At 71.3% G+C, this 16,099-nt stretch carries 12 protein-coding genes; 2 read left to right on the forward strand and 10 right to left on the reverse strand.

All coding sequences use genetic code 11. From position 1 onward, the window contains the following. Positions 1–125: 125 nt before the first annotated feature. The 6 genes from ACFVWD_RS03690 to ACFVWD_RS03715 all read right to left on the reverse strand — a co-directional run bounded on the left by ACFVWD_RS03690 (position 126) and on the right by ACFVWD_RS03715 (position 5,496). Positions 126–740 (reverse strand): CGNR zinc finger domain-containing protein, encoded by a 615-nt coding sequence (locus ACFVWD_RS03690; RefSeq protein ID WP_389593761.1) that lies wholly within the window; start codon positions 738–740, stop codon positions 126–128. Positions 741–997: 257 nt separating this feature from the next. Next, entirely contained in the window at positions 998–1,240 is a 243-nt protein-coding gene (locus ACFVWD_RS03695; protein WP_054232930.1) for a DUF397 domain-containing protein, read from the reverse strand. 83 nt (positions 1,241–1,323) lie between these two features. Continuing rightward, positions 1,324–2,490: a thiolase domain-containing protein gene (locus ACFVWD_RS03700; protein ID WP_389593762.1), complete on the reverse strand. Its 1,167-nt coding sequence runs from the start codon at positions 2,488–2,490 to the stop codon at positions 1,324–1,326. Continuing rightward, complete coding sequence (locus ACFVWD_RS03705; RefSeq protein WP_389593763.1) at positions 2,487–3,542, reverse strand: thiolase domain-containing protein; 1,056 nt, start codon at positions 3,540–3,542, stop codon at positions 2,487–2,489. The genes ACFVWD_RS03700 and ACFVWD_RS03705 overlap by 4 nt, the downstream gene beginning before the upstream one ends. Beyond that, positions 3,543–4,484 (reverse strand): Zn-ribbon domain-containing OB-fold protein, encoded by a 942-nt coding sequence (locus ACFVWD_RS03710; protein ID WP_389593764.1) that lies wholly within the window; start codon positions 4,482–4,484, stop codon positions 3,543–3,545. A gap of 211 nt (positions 4,485–4,695) precedes the next feature. Continuing rightward, complete coding sequence (locus ACFVWD_RS03715; protein ID WP_389593765.1) at positions 4,696–5,496, reverse strand: crotonase/enoyl-CoA hydratase family protein; 801 nt, start codon at positions 5,494–5,496, stop codon at positions 4,696–4,698. A 187-nt stretch (positions 5,497–5,683) separates the two neighbouring features. Here ACFVWD_RS03715 and ACFVWD_RS03720 point away from each other — a divergent pair, with 187 nt between their 5' ends. Next, positions 5,684–7,303 carry an acyl-CoA synthetase gene (locus tag ACFVWD_RS03720; protein WP_389593766.1) on the forward strand — a complete coding sequence of 540 codons (1,620 nt, stop codon included), beginning with the start codon at positions 5,684–5,686 and terminating at the stop codon, positions 7,301–7,303. A 103-nt stretch (positions 7,304–7,406) separates the two neighbouring features. Here the strand turns inward: ACFVWD_RS03720 and ACFVWD_RS03725 are convergent, their stop codons facing one another. After that, a complete protein-coding gene (locus ACFVWD_RS03725; protein ID WP_389593767.1) occupies positions 7,407–8,951 on the reverse strand; it encodes an acyl-CoA synthetase in 1,545 nt (514 codons plus the stop codon). A 185-nt stretch (positions 8,952–9,136) separates the two neighbouring features. Between ACFVWD_RS03725 and ACFVWD_RS03730 the strand changes: the two genes are divergently transcribed. After that, positions 9,137–11,560, forward strand: a complete 2,424-nt coding sequence (locus ACFVWD_RS03730; protein WP_389593768.1) for a penicillin acylase family protein — start codon at positions 9,137–9,139, stop codon at positions 11,558–11,560. Between the two features lie 63 nt (positions 11,561–11,623). Here the strand turns inward: ACFVWD_RS03730 and ACFVWD_RS03735 are convergent, their stop codons facing one another. The 3 genes from ACFVWD_RS03735 to ACFVWD_RS03745 all read right to left on the reverse strand — a co-directional run bounded on the left by ACFVWD_RS03735 (position 11,624) and on the right by ACFVWD_RS03745 (position 16,003). After that, positions 11,624–13,174 carry an acyl-CoA synthetase gene (locus tag ACFVWD_RS03735; RefSeq protein WP_389593769.1) on the reverse strand — a complete coding sequence of 517 codons (1,551 nt, stop codon included), beginning with the start codon at positions 13,172–13,174 and terminating at the stop codon, positions 11,624–11,626. Beyond that, entirely contained in the window at positions 13,171–14,283 is a 1,113-nt protein-coding gene (locus tag ACFVWD_RS03740; protein ID WP_389593770.1) for an NAD(P)H-dependent flavin oxidoreductase, read from the reverse strand. Before ACFVWD_RS03740 ends, ACFVWD_RS03735 begins: the two co-directional genes overlap by 4 nt. A gap of 160 nt (positions 14,284–14,443) precedes the next feature. Next, positions 14,444–16,003, reverse strand: a complete 1,560-nt coding sequence (locus tag ACFVWD_RS03745; protein ID WP_389593771.1) for a phytoene desaturase family protein — start codon at positions 16,001–16,003, stop codon at positions 14,444–14,446. Positions 16,004–16,099 lie beyond the last annotated feature (96 nt).

Below are 16,099 nucleotides of genomic sequence, written 5' to 3' on the forward strand. Positions count from 1 at the left end.
GGTCCGCGCGGGGAGCGGATGCGTACCGTGACCTCCAGGGACCTCAGCGTACGCTCGTAGCGCCGCGTGGGGAGCCCTTCCGCCGCTACCGGCGCGGGCTTCGGCCGACCGACCGGTTTCTTCGGTCAATCCCCCACGGCCTGCGCGGATTTCCTGTGCCGTTCGTGATGGCGGGCGACCCGGGCGCGGTTCCCGCACGAGGGTTTGCACCACTCCTGTCGCGGATGTTCCTTGATGAAGTAGCGCACGCAGCGCGGCGCGTGGCAGGCGTGCAGCCGCGACCGGTCCGGGCTCGCGAGGAAGGCGAGGGCGGCGCGGGCGAGCAGTGCCGGGAGGGGAACGGCGCCGCCCAAGGGCTGCTGGCGCACGACGGGTTCAGCGCCGTCGTCCCAGGTGAGGACGGGGACGGTCGGCGCGAGGGCGGCGGCGGTGTTGAGGCGCAGTACCGCTTGCGGTACGGGCAGCAGCCGGGCGGCGTCGGCCGGGCTGGGGTCGCCGGGGCGCACGGCGCGGGCGAACAGGGCGCGGACCGCGGCGCGCAGGTCGCGTACGGCGGCGAGCGCGGCGGCGTCGGCGATGAAGGCGTCGGCTCCGGGCAGCAGGTCGGTGTGTCCCCGCACCCAGGTGGTGAGTCCGCCGGGTTCCGTGAGGTCGTCGGCCACTCGGCCCTGTCCGTCGTGCCGGATGGTGAGGGCGAGGTCCAGGGCGAGCCGGGTGTCCGCGTCGTTCGATTCCGCCATGGCATTAATGATAGGTACACGTGCACCCATTAGCCGCACGCGGCGACCGCCCCGTTCAGTCGCCCGGGGCCGCCGTGCCGTTCAGTCGCCCGGGGGCCACCGCGCCGTTCACGGATCGCCCGCCCCCAAAAAGCAGCCTCGTCCTGGGACCGGACCCCGGATGGGGCACCGGCCCCGGGACGGGACCCACGTCGCGTATCCCCTCCTTGCACGGGGCGTCGGCTCGAAGTCTCGACGTCAGGTCGGGTCGGGTCGGCTCAGGTCAGGTCGAACTCTCCCTCGCGGGCGCCCGACACGAACGCGCCCCACTCGGCCGGTGTGAAGATCAAGGAAGGGCTCGCGGGACGGCCACTGTTGCGCATCGCGATGAAGCCCTCGACAAAAGCGATCTGGACGTCTCCCCGCCCTCGGCTGCTGGACTGCCATTCGGCGTTGCTGAGGTCCAGCTCAGGCTTGTCCCACCCCGCCAGCGGGTGCTGCTCGATGGTGCTCTCGGCCACGTCCGTGCTCCTCCCGGTTCGTCGTCCGCCGCCAGCCTAGCGATCGGTTCCGGCGGCGGACAGGCCACGTGAGGGGGACGCTGTCAGGAGGTGGGCGGCTCGGCCCCGACCAGCCACATCGAGAAGAACTGGGATCCTCCTCCATAGGCGTGCCCCAGCACCCTGCGAGCCCCTTCCACCTGGTGTTCTCCCGCCTGACCGCGCACCTGAAGTGCCGCTTCGGCGAAGCGGATCATGCCGGAGGCGCCGATCGGATTGGTGGAGAGGACACCGCCCGACATGTTGACGGGCAGGTCCCCGTCAAGCTCGGTCACACCGGATTCGGTGAGCTTCCAGCCCTCGCCCTCCTCGGCGAAACCGAGGTTCTCCAGCCACATGGGCTCGTACCAGGAGAAGGGCACGTACATCTCCACGGCGTCGATGTCACGGCGCGGTTCCGCGATGCCCGCCTGCCGGTACACGTCGGCCGCGCAGTCCTTGCCGGCCTGCGGCGACACACAGTCCTTGCCCGCGAACAGGGTGGGCTCACTGCGCATCGCGCCGCCGTGCAGCCACGCGGGCGGCCTCGGCGAGCGGGCCGCCCCCGCCCGGTCGGTGAGGATCATCGCGCAGGCGCCGTCCGAGGACGGGCAGGTCTCCGAGTAGCGGATCGGGTCCCACAGCATGGGCGAGGCCTGCACCTTCTCCAGCGTGATGTCGTGCTCGTGGAGATGGGCGTACGGGTTCTTCAGCGCGTTGCGCCGGTCCTTGTAGGCGACCAGCGAGCCGACGGTGTCGGGCGCGCCGGTGCGCCTCATGTACGCCCGTACGTGCGGCGCGAAGAAGCCGCCCGCGCCGGCCAGCAGCGGCTGCTGGAAGGGGATCGGCAGGGACAGGCCCCACATGGCGTTCGACTCGGACTGCTTCTCGTAGGCCAGGGTCAGGACGGTGCCGTGGACGCGGCCCGCGATCAGGTTCGTCGCGACCAGGGCCGTGGATCCGCCGACGGAACCCGCCGTGTGCACCCGCAGCATGGGCTTGCCGACCGCGCCGAGCGCGTCGGCGAGGTACAGCTCCGGCATCATGACGCCCTCGAAGAAGTCGGGCGCCTTGCCGATGACCACGGCGTCGATGTCGGCCCACGTCAACTCGGCGTCGGCGAGCGCCCGCCCGGCGGCCTCGCGGACGAGTCCCGCGATGGACACGTCCCGTCGGGCCGCCACGTGCTTGGTCTGGCCGATGCCTACGACGGCCACGGGCTCCTTGCTCATCGGGGATCCCCTTCGAGTACGGCGACCAGGTTCTGTTGGAGGCAGGGCCCGGAGGTGGCGTGGGCGAGCGCCCGGTCGGACTCGCCCCGGTGGACGCGGGCGGCGGCCTCACCGATGCGGATGAGCCCGGCGGCCATGATCGGATTGGCGGCGAGCGCTCCGCCGGACGGGTTGACGCGCACCTCCTCACCGAGCCTCAGCGCCTTGCGCAGGACCACCTCCTGGGAGGTGAACGGCGCGTGCAACTCGGCCGTGTCGACGGGCCGCTCGAAGGCTCCGGCCCGCTCGGCGGCGAGGCGGGTCGACGGCGAGTGAGTCAGGTCGCGCACGCCGAGGCCGTGCGCCTCGATGCGGTGGTCGATGCCCCGGATCCAGGCGGGCCGCTCGCACAGCTCGCGGGCCCGCTCCCCCGCCGCGAGGATCACGGCGGCGGCACCGTCGCCGACGGGCGGGCAGTCGCCGACGCGCAGGGGCCGTACGAGGTACTCACCCTGGTCCACCGAACCCCGAAGCTGCGCATGGGAGTTGGTGACGGCCGAAGCGCGGCTGCGGGACGCCACCTCCGCGAGCGCGGGCTCGTCGGTCTCGCCCGCGTCGATGAGCGCCTGCGCCTGAAGGGCCGCGAGGGCGACGGAGTCGGGCCACAGGGGCGCGACGTAGTACGGGTCGAGCTGCCGGGTCAGAACGTCCCGTACGGATCCGGGTGACGACTTCCCGTACCCGTACACCAGCGCGGTGTCGGCGTCCCCGGTGAGCAGTTTCGTCCACGCCTCGTACAGCGCCCAGGCCCCGTCCATCTCCACGTGCGACTCGGAGATCGGCGGCCAGGCGCCCACCCCGTCGAGGGCCATGGTGAAGGAGAAGGCGCGGCCCGCGAGGTAGTCGGTCGAACCGGAGCAGGTGAAACCGATGTCGCTGGTCTTCAGCCCGGTCTGGTCGAGGACGGCGTGCAGGACCGGGATGAGCATCTCCACCTCGGAGAGCTCGTCGGTGGTGCGCAGATGGTCGCTCTGCGCGAAGGCGACGACGGCGATGTCCCTGATGGGCGGCATCTACAACAGCTCCTTGTACGTGTCGTACTCGGCGTCCGGTTCGCCGGTGGGCCGGTAGTGGTCGGGATGGCGGCCGCCCTCCGTCCACACCGGCTCCACCCGCAGCCCCATGCGCACCTGGTCGTAGGGGATGCCGCCGATCCGGCCGTGCAGCGCGAGGTCGGCGCCGTCGAGGGCGATGTGCGCGTAGACGTACGGCACTTCGATGTCGAGGTTCCTGGCCTTGATGTTGACGATGCAGTACGTGGTCACGGTGCCGCGCGGGCCCACCTCCACCTGCTCCGACGTGACGACACCGCAGGTGGGGCACGCGCCCCTCGGCGGGACGTACACCTTGCGGCAGGACGGGCAGCGCTCGCCCACGCTGCGCCGCGAGGAGAGGCTGTCGATGTAGGCGGACTGGGCGCGGCCGGGCGAGTAGACGTAGTCGAGGCGCGCGGGGGCGACGATGCCGGTGACCATGTCCTCGAACCGCCCGTCGTGACCCGCGATCTCCGGGCGGTCTCCGTCGTACGGCTCGAAACAGGCGATGTCGGTGATGGCGCCGGCGCGCTGCGCCGCCCAGCGGACACGCACGCGCATACCGGTGCGTACGGCGTCGGGGTCCGGTGCGTCCAGGGCGTGCAGGAGGGCGGTGTCGGCGCCGTCGAGCCGGACCAGGACCCAGGCGAAGGGGGTGTCGAGGGGCTGGCCCCGACGGGGTTGGTGGTTCCAGGCCCAGGTGGTGACGGTGCCGGTGGGGGCGACCTCGACGAGCTCGCCCAGGTCCTCCGCGGTGACGGGGTCGTACTCGACGGGCGGGACGAGCGTGCGGCCGTCGGCGGTCTTCACACCAAGGACGACACGCTCACGCAGCCCGGTGAGAAACGCGCTCTGGACGGGGCCGAGCGAACGGGTGAAGGGGAACTCGACGACGAGGGGGGCTTTGAGGACTTCGGGCATCCCGGTTGTCTCCTTAGGGGAGGGGGATCGTGCGCGTCACGACTCCGTCGGGGGGAGGGGGAGGGTCGAGCACGTGGTGACTCCGTCGGGGGAAGGAGAGGGTCGAGCACGCCCCCGAAGGCGGAACCCAGGCCCTCGGGTCTCCCCTCCCGGCCGCAGAAGGCCGCTGTCACGCCCGCCCCGGCCCCGCGCACCGTCACGACCCCGGACGTCACGCGCGCCGATAGACGGGTGGGCGTTTCTCGGTGAAGGCTCGGGAGCCTTCCTTCGCGTCGGCGGTGTCGAAGATCGGCCAGCCGCGGGTCAGCTCGGCCGCGAGGCCCTCCGTCTCCGTCATCTCGGCGGTCTCGTACACGGACGCCTTGACCGCCTCGACGGCCAGGGGCCCGCAGGCGTTGATCTGTTCGGCGATCTCGAGTGCCTTCCGCCGCGCCGTCCCGTCGGGCACGACGTGTCCGACCAGGCCGATCCCTGCGGCCTCCCGGGCCGAGTACGGACGCCCCGTGAGAAGCATCTCCAGGGCGTGCGTGCGTGGGATCTGGCGTTGCAGACGGACCGTGGAGCCGCCGATCGGGAACAGCCCGCGCTTGACCTCGAAGAGCCCGAAGGTCGCCGACTCGCCCGCGACCCGGATGTCGGTGCCCTGGAGGATCTCGGTACCGCCCGCGACACAGTGGCCCTCGACGGCGGCGATCACCGGTTTGCGGGGGCGGTGGTGGCGCAGCATCGCCTTCCAGTGCAGATCGGGGTCGGCCTTCAGCCGGTCCCGGTACTGCTGGCCCTCCATGCCCCGCCCCGCCAGCGCCTTGAGGTCCATGCCGGCGCAGAAGGCGTCCCCCGCACCGGTGAGCACGATCGAGCGGATCGCGTCGTCCTCGTCGGCCTCGATCCAGCCGTCGTACAGACCGACGAGCATCGGCAGCGAGAGCGCGTTCTTGGCCTCTGGCCTGTTGAGCGTGAGCACCAGTGTGGCGCCTTCGCGCTGCACGGTGAGGTGTTCCGTACCACCCATTGCCGTCCTCCCGTCAGACAGGCTCTCTGGAACGAGAACAGGTTGCAGTAGGCGCGGGACCAGTACAAGAGTTTTCTGACAGACAGTCAGATTTCTTCTGTGCGAGCCCTTCCCACTTGTGGCGGGCTTTGCTCTGATGGCCGTCGAGCCGAGGGGCGGACCCGGACGCACGACGTCAGGAGGAGCGGTGGAGTACAACCTTGCCGACCTGTTCGAGTCGGTCGTCGACGTGGTTCCGGGCCGCGAGGCGCTCGTGTACATCGACCATCCGGGCACGGGCGCCGAGCGCCGTCTGACGTACGCGCAACTCGACTCGGCGGCGAATCGCATCGCCCATCACCTGATCGACAGCGGCATCCGCCCCGGCGAGCACCTCGGACTGCACCTCTACAACGGCGTCGAGTACGTGCAGACCGTGCTGGGCTGCCTGAAGGCACGGATCGTGCCGGTCAACGTCAACTACCGCTACGTGGAAGAGGAGTTGGTCTACCTCTACCGGGACGCGGATCTCGTGGCACTGGTCTTCGACACGGAGTTCACCGACCGGGTGGCGGCGGCACTGCCGCGGGCCTCGGCGCTGCGGCACCTCCTGCGGGTGGGGAGCGCGGCGACCGACAGGGCCTCCTTGCCCGCCGTGGACTTCGCCGAGGCCGAGGCGGCCGGATCCCCCGAACGGGGTTTCCCATCGCGCTCGGCGGACGACCAGTTCATCATCTACACCGGCGGCACCACGGGCATGCCCAAGGGTGTGATGTGGCGTCAGGAGGACCTGTTCTTCTCCGGGCTGGGCGGCGGCGCCCCGACGGGCGAGCCGGTCAAGAAGCCGGAGGAGCTCGCCGCGCGGGTGGCGGCCGGCGGTGAGGGCATCACCTTCTTCCCCACTCCCCCGCTGATGCACGGCACCTCGACCCTGACGGCGTTCATCGGGTTCAACTTCGGCCAACGGGTGGTGATCCACCGCAAGTTCGTGCCCGAAGAGGTCCTGCGGACGGTGGAGAAGGAGAAGATCACCAGCATGTCGCTGGTCGGCGACGCGATGCTGCGCCCGTTGATCGACGCGCTGCGGGGGCCGATGAAGGGCACGGACTGCTCTTCGATGTTCAGCGTGTCCTCGTCCGGCGCGATCATGTCGGAGACGGTGCGTGAGCAGTTCCAGTCACTGGTCCCGAACGTGATGCTGCTCAACAACTACGGCTCCTCGGAGTCCGGCTTCAACGGCACCGCGACCGCGGACTCGGGGGCCGGCAAGGGTTTCCGGCTGCGGGTCAACTCCCGTACACAGGTGGTGGATCCGGCCACGTACGAGCCGGTCGCCGTCGGCGAGCCCGGCCGGGTCGCGCAGCGCGGCCATGTGCCCCTCGGCTACTACAACGACCCGAAGAAGACCGCCGAGACCTTCTTCCAGAAGGACGGCGAGCGGTGGGTGCTGCTCGGTGACATGGCGACGGTCGACGAGGAGGGCATCGTCACCGTCCTCGGCCGCGGCTCCCAGTGCATCAACACCGGTGGCGAGAAGGTCTATCCGGAGGAGGTCGAGCAGGCCCTGAAGTCCCATCCGGACGTGTACGACGCGCTGGTCGCCGGGGTGCCGGACGAGAAGTGGGGCAACCACGTGGCGGCGGTCGTCCAGCTCCGCGAGGGCGCGGGCAGGCCCTCGCTGGAGGACATCCAGACCCACTGCCGGGGCCACCTGGCGGGCTACAAGATCCCCCGCCAGCTCGTCATCACCGACACCATCCAGCGCTCGCCCAGCGGCAAGGCGGACTACCGGTGGGCGCGCGCGGTGGCGACGCAGACAGCCCGCTGACGCACGCGCCACGACCGCCGCCGCACGCCGAGCCCGTCCCGGGGCGGCCGGTGACCGTCGAACGCGACGGCCGTCGGCCGTCGGCCGTCATCGCCAGGGCGCTCTACCCCTGGACGGTTTCGGCCCGTGCGTCCGTGAAGCGGTCCCTCAGCTCGCGTTTGAGGATCTTTCCGCTGGCGTTGCGTGGCAGTTCGTCCACGAAGAGGACCTGCTTGGGCGCCTTGAAGGCGGCGAGCTTCACGCGTGCGTGGGCGAGGAGTTCGGCCTCGGTGACCTCGGTACGGGCGAGGACGACCGCCGTGACCGCCTCGATCCACCGCTCGTCGGGGAGCCCGATCACGGCCACCTCGGCGACGGCGTCGTGGGTGTAGAGCGCGTCCTCGACCTGGCGTGAGGCGACCAGTACGCCACCGGAGTTGATGACGTCCTTCACCCGGTCGACGACGGTGTAGTAGCCCTCCTCGTCGCGCACGGCGAGGTCCCCGGAGTGGAACCAGCCGTCGCGGAAGGCCTCCGCGGTCTCCTCCGGCTTGTCCCAGTAGCCCTCGCACAACTGCGGTGAGCGGTAGACGATCTCACCCCGCTCCCCGTCGGGCACGTCCTTGCCGGACCCGTCGACGACCCGCGCCTCGACGAACAGCACCGGCCGCCCACAGGAGTCCATCCGCCCCTTGTGCTCGTGGGGTCCGAGGACCATGGCCAGCGGTCCGATCTCGCTCTGGCCGAAGCAGTTGTAGAACGCCAGCTTCGGCAGCCGCTCCCGCAGCCGTTCCAGAACCGGCACCGGCATGATCGACGCCCCGTAGTACGCCTTGCGCAGTCCGCTCAGGTCTCGGGTGGCGAAGTCGGGACGGTTGGACAGTCCGATCCAGACGGTGGGCGGCGCGAACAGGCTGTCCGCGTGTCCGGCCTCGACCAGGTCGAGGATCTGCCCGGCGTCGGGCGCGTCGAGGATGACGTTCACGGCGCCGACCGCGAGATAGGGCAGCAAAAACACATGCATCTGCGCCGAGTGGTAGAGCGGCAGCGAGTGCACGGGCAGATCACCGGCCTGCAGATCGAGGGCGGTGATCGCACTGAGGTACTCGTGCACCAGCGCACGGTGGGTCAGCATGGCGCCCTTGGGCAGCGCGGTGGTGCCCGAGGTGTAGAGGAGCTGCGTCAGGTCCTCGCCGCGGGGCTCCGGACCGTCGTACGGCGTGGTCGTGTCGAGCCGCGCGAGCAGCGAGTCGTCGCTGTCGCGCAGGGCGAGAACGCGGGTTCCCCCGGGGAGGTTCCCGGCCAGGTCCGGGTCGGCCAGGACCAGCCCGCAGCCCGCCTGTCCGACGATGTACGCGAGGTCGTCACCGGTCAGGTTCTGGTTGACCGGCACGTGCACCAGCCCGCCGCGCGCACACGCGAGGAAGCCGATCAGGTACGCGTCCGAGTTGTGGCCGTAGGCACCGACACGGTCGCCCGGTGCCAGTCCCGAGGCGCGCAGCACCTGGGCGGCGCGGGAGACGGCCTCGTCGAGTTCGGCGTAGGTCCAGGACCGGTCGCGGTAGTGGACCGCGACGCGTTCGGGGGTCCGCCGGGCGCTGCGCCGCAGCACCCCGTCGACCGTGACGCTCCGCCCCGCCGCCACCGTGGGGTTCTGACCCGCCGTCATGACCTGCTCCTTCGTCCGGCTGCTCTGCCGCGATCCTCGTTCCGGCCCGCGAGCGCGGTCAAGCGTCCCGCGCCCTTGGCGCGAAAAGGATCAACCCTGCCGTGGAACGTACTGACACCAGGTCACACGTCTGTGACCGTTGTTACGCTCAACCGCCCCTTCCCTCAATGATGTCGGGAGGCACGATGCGCATCCGCCCCAGACGGTTCGCCGTCCTGGCCGTCGCACTGCTCACCGCCTCGGCCGCACTGCCCGCGACCGCCGCGAACGGCCAGGAGCGTCACAACTCTCCGTCCCACCCGTCCGCCGGCGGTCTGTCCGCCGTGATCCGCTACACCGAGTACGGCATTCCGCACATCCTTGCGAAGAACTACTCTGACCTCGGCTTCGGCACCGGCTGGGCGCAGGCCGCCGACCAGGTGTGCACCCTCGCCGACGGGTTCGTGACCGTACGCGGCGAACGCTCCCGCTTCTTCGGTCCCGACGCGGAGCCGGACGGTTCGCTGTCCTCGGCGGCCGAGAACCTCTCCAGCGACCTCTACTTCCGTGGCGTGCGTGCGACGGGCACCGTGGAGAAGCTGCTCACGGAGCCCGCGCCACGGGGTCCGAGCCGGGATTCCAAGGATCTGATGCGGGGCTGGGCGGCCGGCTACAACGCCTGGCTCGCCCAGAACCGGATCACCGATCCGGCCTGCCGGGGCGCCTCCTGGGTCCGGCCCGTGACCGCGGTGGACGTGGCCGCGCGTACCTTCGCGCTGGCGGTGCTCGGCGGTCAGGGCCGCGCGGTCGACGGCATCACGGCCGCACAGCCGCCCGCGACGGCCGCCGCGCGGACGGCCGCCGACACGCCCGACGCGCAGAGTGCCGCGCGCGCCGCCCGAATACTCTTCGACACCGCCGACATGGGGTCCAACGCGGTCGCCTTCAGCGGTGCCACCACGGCGAACGGCCGCGGGCTGCTGCTCGGCAACCCGCACTACCCGTGGCAGGGCGGCCGTCGTTTCTGGCAGTCACAGCAGACGATCCCCGGCGAGCTGAACGTCTCGGGCGGCGCGCTGCTCGGCTCCACCACGGTCTCCATCGGGCACAACGCACGGATGGCCTGGAGCCATACCGTCGCCACCGGCGTCACGCTCAACCTCCACCAGCTGACGCTGGATCCGGCCGACCCGACGACATACCTGGTGGACGGGAAGCCGGAGCGGATGACGAGGCGGACCGTCACCGTCGAGGCGCGGGGTGGCCCGCCCGTCACCCGCACCCAGTGGTGGACCCGCTACGGCCCGGTCGTCACCTCGCTCGGCGCGGGACTCCCGCTGCCCTGGACGTCCACGACGGCGTACGCCCTGAACGACCCCAACTCCGAGAACCTGCGCGCCCCCGACACCGCCCTCGGCTTCGGCCGGGCCCGCAGCACGGCCGACGTCCTCACGACGCTGAGGCGCACACAGGGGCTGCCCTGGATCAACACGGTCGCCGCCGACTCGGGCGGCCACTCGCTGTTCACACAGTCGCAGGTACTCCCGCGTATCACCGACGAGTTGGCCCAGCGCTGCTCGACGGCGCTCGGCAAGGCCCTCTATCCGTCGTCCGGTATCGCGGTCCTCGACGGCTCCCGCGGCGACTGCGCGCTGGGCAGCGACCCCGACGCCGTACAGCCCGGGATCTTCGGGCCCGCGAAAATGCCGGTCCTCAAGGACGCGCCGTACGCGGAGAACTCCAACGACAGCGCCTGGCTGGCCAACACGGACCGGCCGCTCACCGGGTACGAACGGGTCTTCGGGCCGATCGGCTCGCCGCTGTCGACCCGTGCGCGCGGTGCGAAGGCGGCCGTGTCCGCGATGGCCGCCAAGGGGGAGCTGACCGTACGGGACCTGCAGGCACAGCAGTTCGCGAACCGGGCGACCTCGGGTGACCTCATCGCCGACGACACGGCCCGTGCCTGTGCCGCGCTGCCCGGTGGGACGGCGACGGGCAGCGACGGCAAGGCCGTCGACGTGAGCGAGGCGTGCGGTGTGCTGAGGGCGTGGGACCACTCCATGAAGACCGGCAGCCGGGGCGCACTGCTCTTCGACCGGTTCTGGCGGCGACTGACCGCCGCGACCCCGCCCGCGCAGCTCTGGAAGGTCCCGTTCTCGGCGGCGGACCCCGTCCACACGCCGAACACGCTCAACACCGCGGCGCCCGGCCTGTCCACGGCCCTCGCCGACGCGGTGAGCGAGCTGCGGGCGGCGGGCATCGCGTTGGACGCGACGCTCGGCGCGCACCAGGTCGTCGTCCGGGGCGATCAGCGCATCCCCGTGCCGGGCGGCACGGAGTCGCTCGGCGTGTGGAACAAGGTCGAGCCGGTGTGGGACGCGGCGGCCGGCGGCTACACCGAGGTCACCACGGGGTCCTCGTACATCCAGGCCGTCGGGTGGGACGGCGGCCGCTGCCCGGTCGCCCGTACGCTGCTGACCTACTCCCAGTCGTCGAACCCGAACTCGCCGCACTTCAGCGACCAGACACGGCTGTTCTCCGAGGGCAAGTGGGTCACCTCCCGGTTCTGCGAGAAGGACATCGCGTCCTCACCCGGGCTGCGGGTGATCCGCGTGGGCGAGCACCGCTGACGGCAGCGGGGTGGCCCCTGCCCGCACGGGCGGGGACCACCCCGGTCACACCCCGCTCCGATGTCATACCGCTCGCGTACGGCCCTCCCAGTAGGGATCCCGCAGCCGCCGCTTGTACAGCTTCCCGTTCGGGTCGCGCGGCATCGACTCGATGAAGTCGACGCTCTTGGGGCGCTTGTACCCGGCGAGCAGGCGCTCGCAGTGGCGGAGGATGTCGGCGGCGAGGGCCGGGCCGGGCTCGTGGCCCGGGGCGGGCTCGACGACGGCCTTGACCTCCTCGCCCCAGTCGTCGTGCGGGATGCCGAAGGCGGCCGCGTCGGCGACGGCGGGGTGGGAGAGCAGCGCGGCCTCGATCTCGGCCGGGTAGATGTTGACCCCACCCGAGATGATCATGTCGATCTTGCGGTCGCGGAGGAAGAGATAACCGTCCTCGTCGAGGCAGCCGAGGTCACCGACGGTGAAGAAGTCGCCGATGCGGTTCTTCCTCGTCTTGCTCTCGTCCTTGTGGTAAGAGAATCCGCCGGTGCTCATCTTCATGTAGACGGTGCCGAGTTCACCGGGCGGCAGCCGGTTGCCGTCGTCGTCGAAGACCGCGAGTTCGCTGATGGGCCAGGCCTTGCCGACCGTGCCGGGCTTCTTCAGCCAGTCCTCGGTGGTCGCGAAGGCGCCGCCGCCCTCGCTGGCCGCGTAGTACTCCTCGACGCTGTGGCCCCACCACTCGATCATGGCCCGTTTCACATGGTCCGGGCACGGGGCGGCGCCGTGGATGGCGTGCCGCATCGAGGAGACGTCGTAGCGCGCCTTCACCTCGTCGGGGAGTGCCAGCAGCCGGTGGAACTGGGTCGGGACCATGTGGGTGTGGGTGCAGGCGTGGGCGTCGATGACGCGGAGCATCTCCTCGGGCGTCCACTTGTCCATCAGCACCAGACGGTGACCGATGTGCAGGGAAGCGCCCGCGAACTGGAGTACCGCGGTGTGGTAGAGCGGCGAGCAGACCAGATGCACGTTGTCGTCGTACGGCCTGATGCCGAAGATGCCGAGGAAGCCGCCGAGGTACGACTCCTCGGGGAGCTTGCCGGGCAGCGGGCGCCGGATGCCGCGGGGGCGGCCCGTGGTTCCCGAGGTGTAGTTCATGACCCAGCCGAGGGTGCGGTCGTCGGGCGCCGAGTCGGGCTGTCCGTCGAGGAGTTCGGCGTACGCCCGGAAGCCCGCCACCGTGCCCACCGCGTACCGCTGCGTCGCCGGAAGCTTCGCCTCGTCGGCGGCGTGGCGGGCGGCGTCGGCGAACCGTTCGTGGGCGATCAGCACCTTGGCGCCCGAGTCGGAGACGATCCAGGCGATCTCGGGGCCGACGAGGTGGTGGTTGACCGGCACCAGGTAGAGGCCCGCCTGGGAGGCGGCGAGGTAGGCGACGAAGAACTCGACGCCGTTGGGCAGGACGACCGCGAAGGCGTCGCCGCGTTCGAGTCCAGCGGCGCGCAGACCGTGGACGAGTTGGTTGGCCGCGGCGTGCAGCCGGCCGGCGGTCCACTCGTCCCCGTCCGGGGTGACGAGGACCGTCCGCCCGGGGTCGGCGGTGGCCTGGGCCCAGAAGCCGTTCGGTGAGGTGCTCATGACTGTTCGCCCCTTCCCGCGATCCGGTTGACGCGGTCGACGGCTCGCTCGAAGCCGCTCGTCAGGTCGTCGAAGACGGCCTGGACAGTGCGCTCGCTGTTCATCCGGCCGACGATCTGCCCGACCGGTGTCCCGAGCAGCGGTTCCACCTCGTACTTCTGGATCCGGGAGACCGCCTCAGCCACCAGCAGCCCCTGGAGCGGCATGGGGAGCGTGCCGGGGCCGTTCGGGTCGTCCCAGGCGTCGGTCCACTCGGTGCGCAGCTGGCGGGCGGGCTTGCCGGTCAGCGCGCGCGAGCGGACGGTGTCGCCGGACCCGGCGGCGAGCAGCTTGCGGGTCACGGCGGGCGAGTGCATGTCGGCTTCCGTGACGGTCAGCCACAGCGAGCCGAGCCACACGCCCTGGGCGCCGAGGCTGAGGGCGGCGGCCACCTGCTGTCCGCTGCCGATGCCGCCCGCCGCCAGTACGGGCAGCGGATCGACGGCGTCGACGACTTCGGGGGTGAGCACCATCGAGGCGATCTCGCCGGTGTGGCCGCCGGCCTCATAGCCCTGTGCGACGACGACGTCGATGCCCGCCTCGGCGTGTTTGCGCGCGTGCCGGGCGCTGCCCGCGAGGGCCGCGACGAGCACCCCGCGCTCATGGGCGCGGTCGACGACGTCGGCGGGCGGTGAGCCCAGCGCGTTGGCGAGCAGTTTGATCGGGTAGTCGAAGGCGACGTCGAGCTGGGTGCGGGCGACCTGTTCCATCCAGCCGGTGATGCGCCAGCCGGACGCCTCGCCCTCGGCGAGTTCGGGCACGCCGTACTTGGCGAGGGTGTCCGTGACGTACTGCCGGTGCCCCTCGGGGATCATCGCCTCGACGTCGGCCTCCGTCACCCCCTCGACCTTCTTCGCGGGCATGACGACGTCCAGGCCGTACGGTTTGCCGTCGACGTTCGCCTCGATCCAGTCGAGGTCGCGTTTGAGGTCGTCGGGGTCGGTGTAGCGGACCGCGCCGAGCACACCGAACCCGCCCGCGCGACTGATGGCCGCGGCGACGGCGGGAAACGGCGTGAAGCCGAAAATGGCGTGCTCGACTCCCAGTCTCTTGCTCAGCTCCGTCTGCATGGCCGCAGAATGCCGCAGTCCTCCGAACGAGGGAAGGCCTTTTCTGATGCTCCGTCAGATTTCTGGCCGGTCCTTCGGCGGAGATCCGGGCCAAGCCCCGCTCACCAGCGTCGATGAGGCACCGCCCGTTTCCTGCGACCTGATCCGCCGGACAGGCCCCCTAGTCGTCCCCGCCCTCCAGTACGGCCATGGCCGCGTTGTGCCCGGGCACTCCGCTCACGCCCCCGCCGCGCACCGCGCCCGCCCCGCACAGCAGGACGTTCGCGTGCCGGGTCTCGACGCCCCAGCGGCCCGTGCCCTCCTGGGCGTAGGGGAAGGCGAGGTCGCGGTGGAAGATGTTGCCGCCGGGCAGCCGCAGGTCGCGCTCCAGGTCGAGCGGGGTCTTCGCCTCGATGCAGGGGCGGCCGTCCGCGTCGGTGGCCAGGCAGTCGGCGAGCGGTTCGGCGAGGTGTGCCTCCAGCTGCGCCAGCGTCGACTTCAGCAGCTCCGCCCGTACGGCGTCGTTGTCCCGCTCGAACAGCCGGGCGGGCGTGTGGAGGCCGAAGAGGGTGAGGGTCTGGTAGCCCTGCTCGACCAGGTCCTGGCCGAGGATGCTCGGGTCGGTGAGGGAGTGACAGTAGATCTCGGAGGGCGGCGCGGTGGGCAGCTCGCCGGACGCGGCCTGCGCGTGGGCGGTCGCCAACTGCTCGTAGCCCTCCGCGATGTGGAAGGTGCCGGCGAACGCCTCGCGCGGGTCGACGGAGGTGTCGCGCAGCCTCGGCAGCCGCTTGAGCAGCATGTTGACCTTCAGCTGGGCGCCCTCGGCGGGGGTGGGCGGTTCGTCGCCGGTGAGGTGCGCGAGTTCCTGCGGCGAGGCGTTCACGAGGACGTGCCGGGCCGGAACGACGCCCTCGCCGTCCGCGGTGCGGTAGGTGACCTCGGCGGCCCGCCCGTCGGTCTCGATGCGCACCGCCTCGTGGCCGGTGACGATCACCGCGCCCGCGGCGCGCGCCGCCGCGGCGATCGCGTCGGTGAGAGCGCCCATGCCGCCGACCGGCACGTCCCAGGCGCCGGTGCCGCCGCCGATCACGTGGTACAGGAAGCAGCGGTTCTGGCGCAGGGACGGGTCGTGGGCGTCCGCGAAGGTCCCGATGAGCGCGTCGGTGAGGACGACACCGCGCACGAGGTCGTCGGCGAAGTTCTCCTCCACGGCGACACCGACCGGCTCCTCGAAGAGGACTCGCCAGGCCTCCTCGTCGTCGATGCGGGCACGGAGTTCCTCGCGGGTGGGGAGCGGGTCGGTGAGCGTCGGGAAGACCTGCTGGGCGACATGGCCGGTCATGCCGTAGAAGCGCTGCCAGGCCTCGTACTCGCGGTCCGAGCCGGTCAGACGCGCGAAGGCCTCGCGCGTGCGGCGCTCGCCACCACCGACGAGCAGGCCGGTGGGCCGCCCGTCGCGTTCGACCGGCGTGTACGAGGACACGGTGCGGCCACGCACACGGAAGTCGAGGCTCAGATCCCGCACGATCTTCCGGGGCAGCAGGCTGACCAGGTAGGAGTAGCGCGACAGCCGCGCGTCGACTCCGGCGAACGGCCGGGTGGACACGGCGGCGCCGCCGGTGCTCCCCAGGCGCTCGAGCACCAGCACGGACCGGCCGGCCCGGGCCAGGTAGGCGGCGGCGACGAGACCGTTGTGGCCCCCGCCGACGATCACGACGTCGTATCCCTCGTGTGCAGGCATGGTTCTTCGTAGCACGCGATGATCTAGAACGGCCAGAGGTACGCGGCACCCGGCGGGCATCCGGACGGGGCGTGGGCGCCCACCCCTGCGCGGCGG

The organism is Streptomyces sp. NPDC058086 (genome assembly GCF_042885015.1).
In the GTDB taxonomy this organism is placed as follows: Bacteria; Actinomycetota; Actinomycetes; order Streptomycetales; family Streptomycetaceae; genus Streptomyces.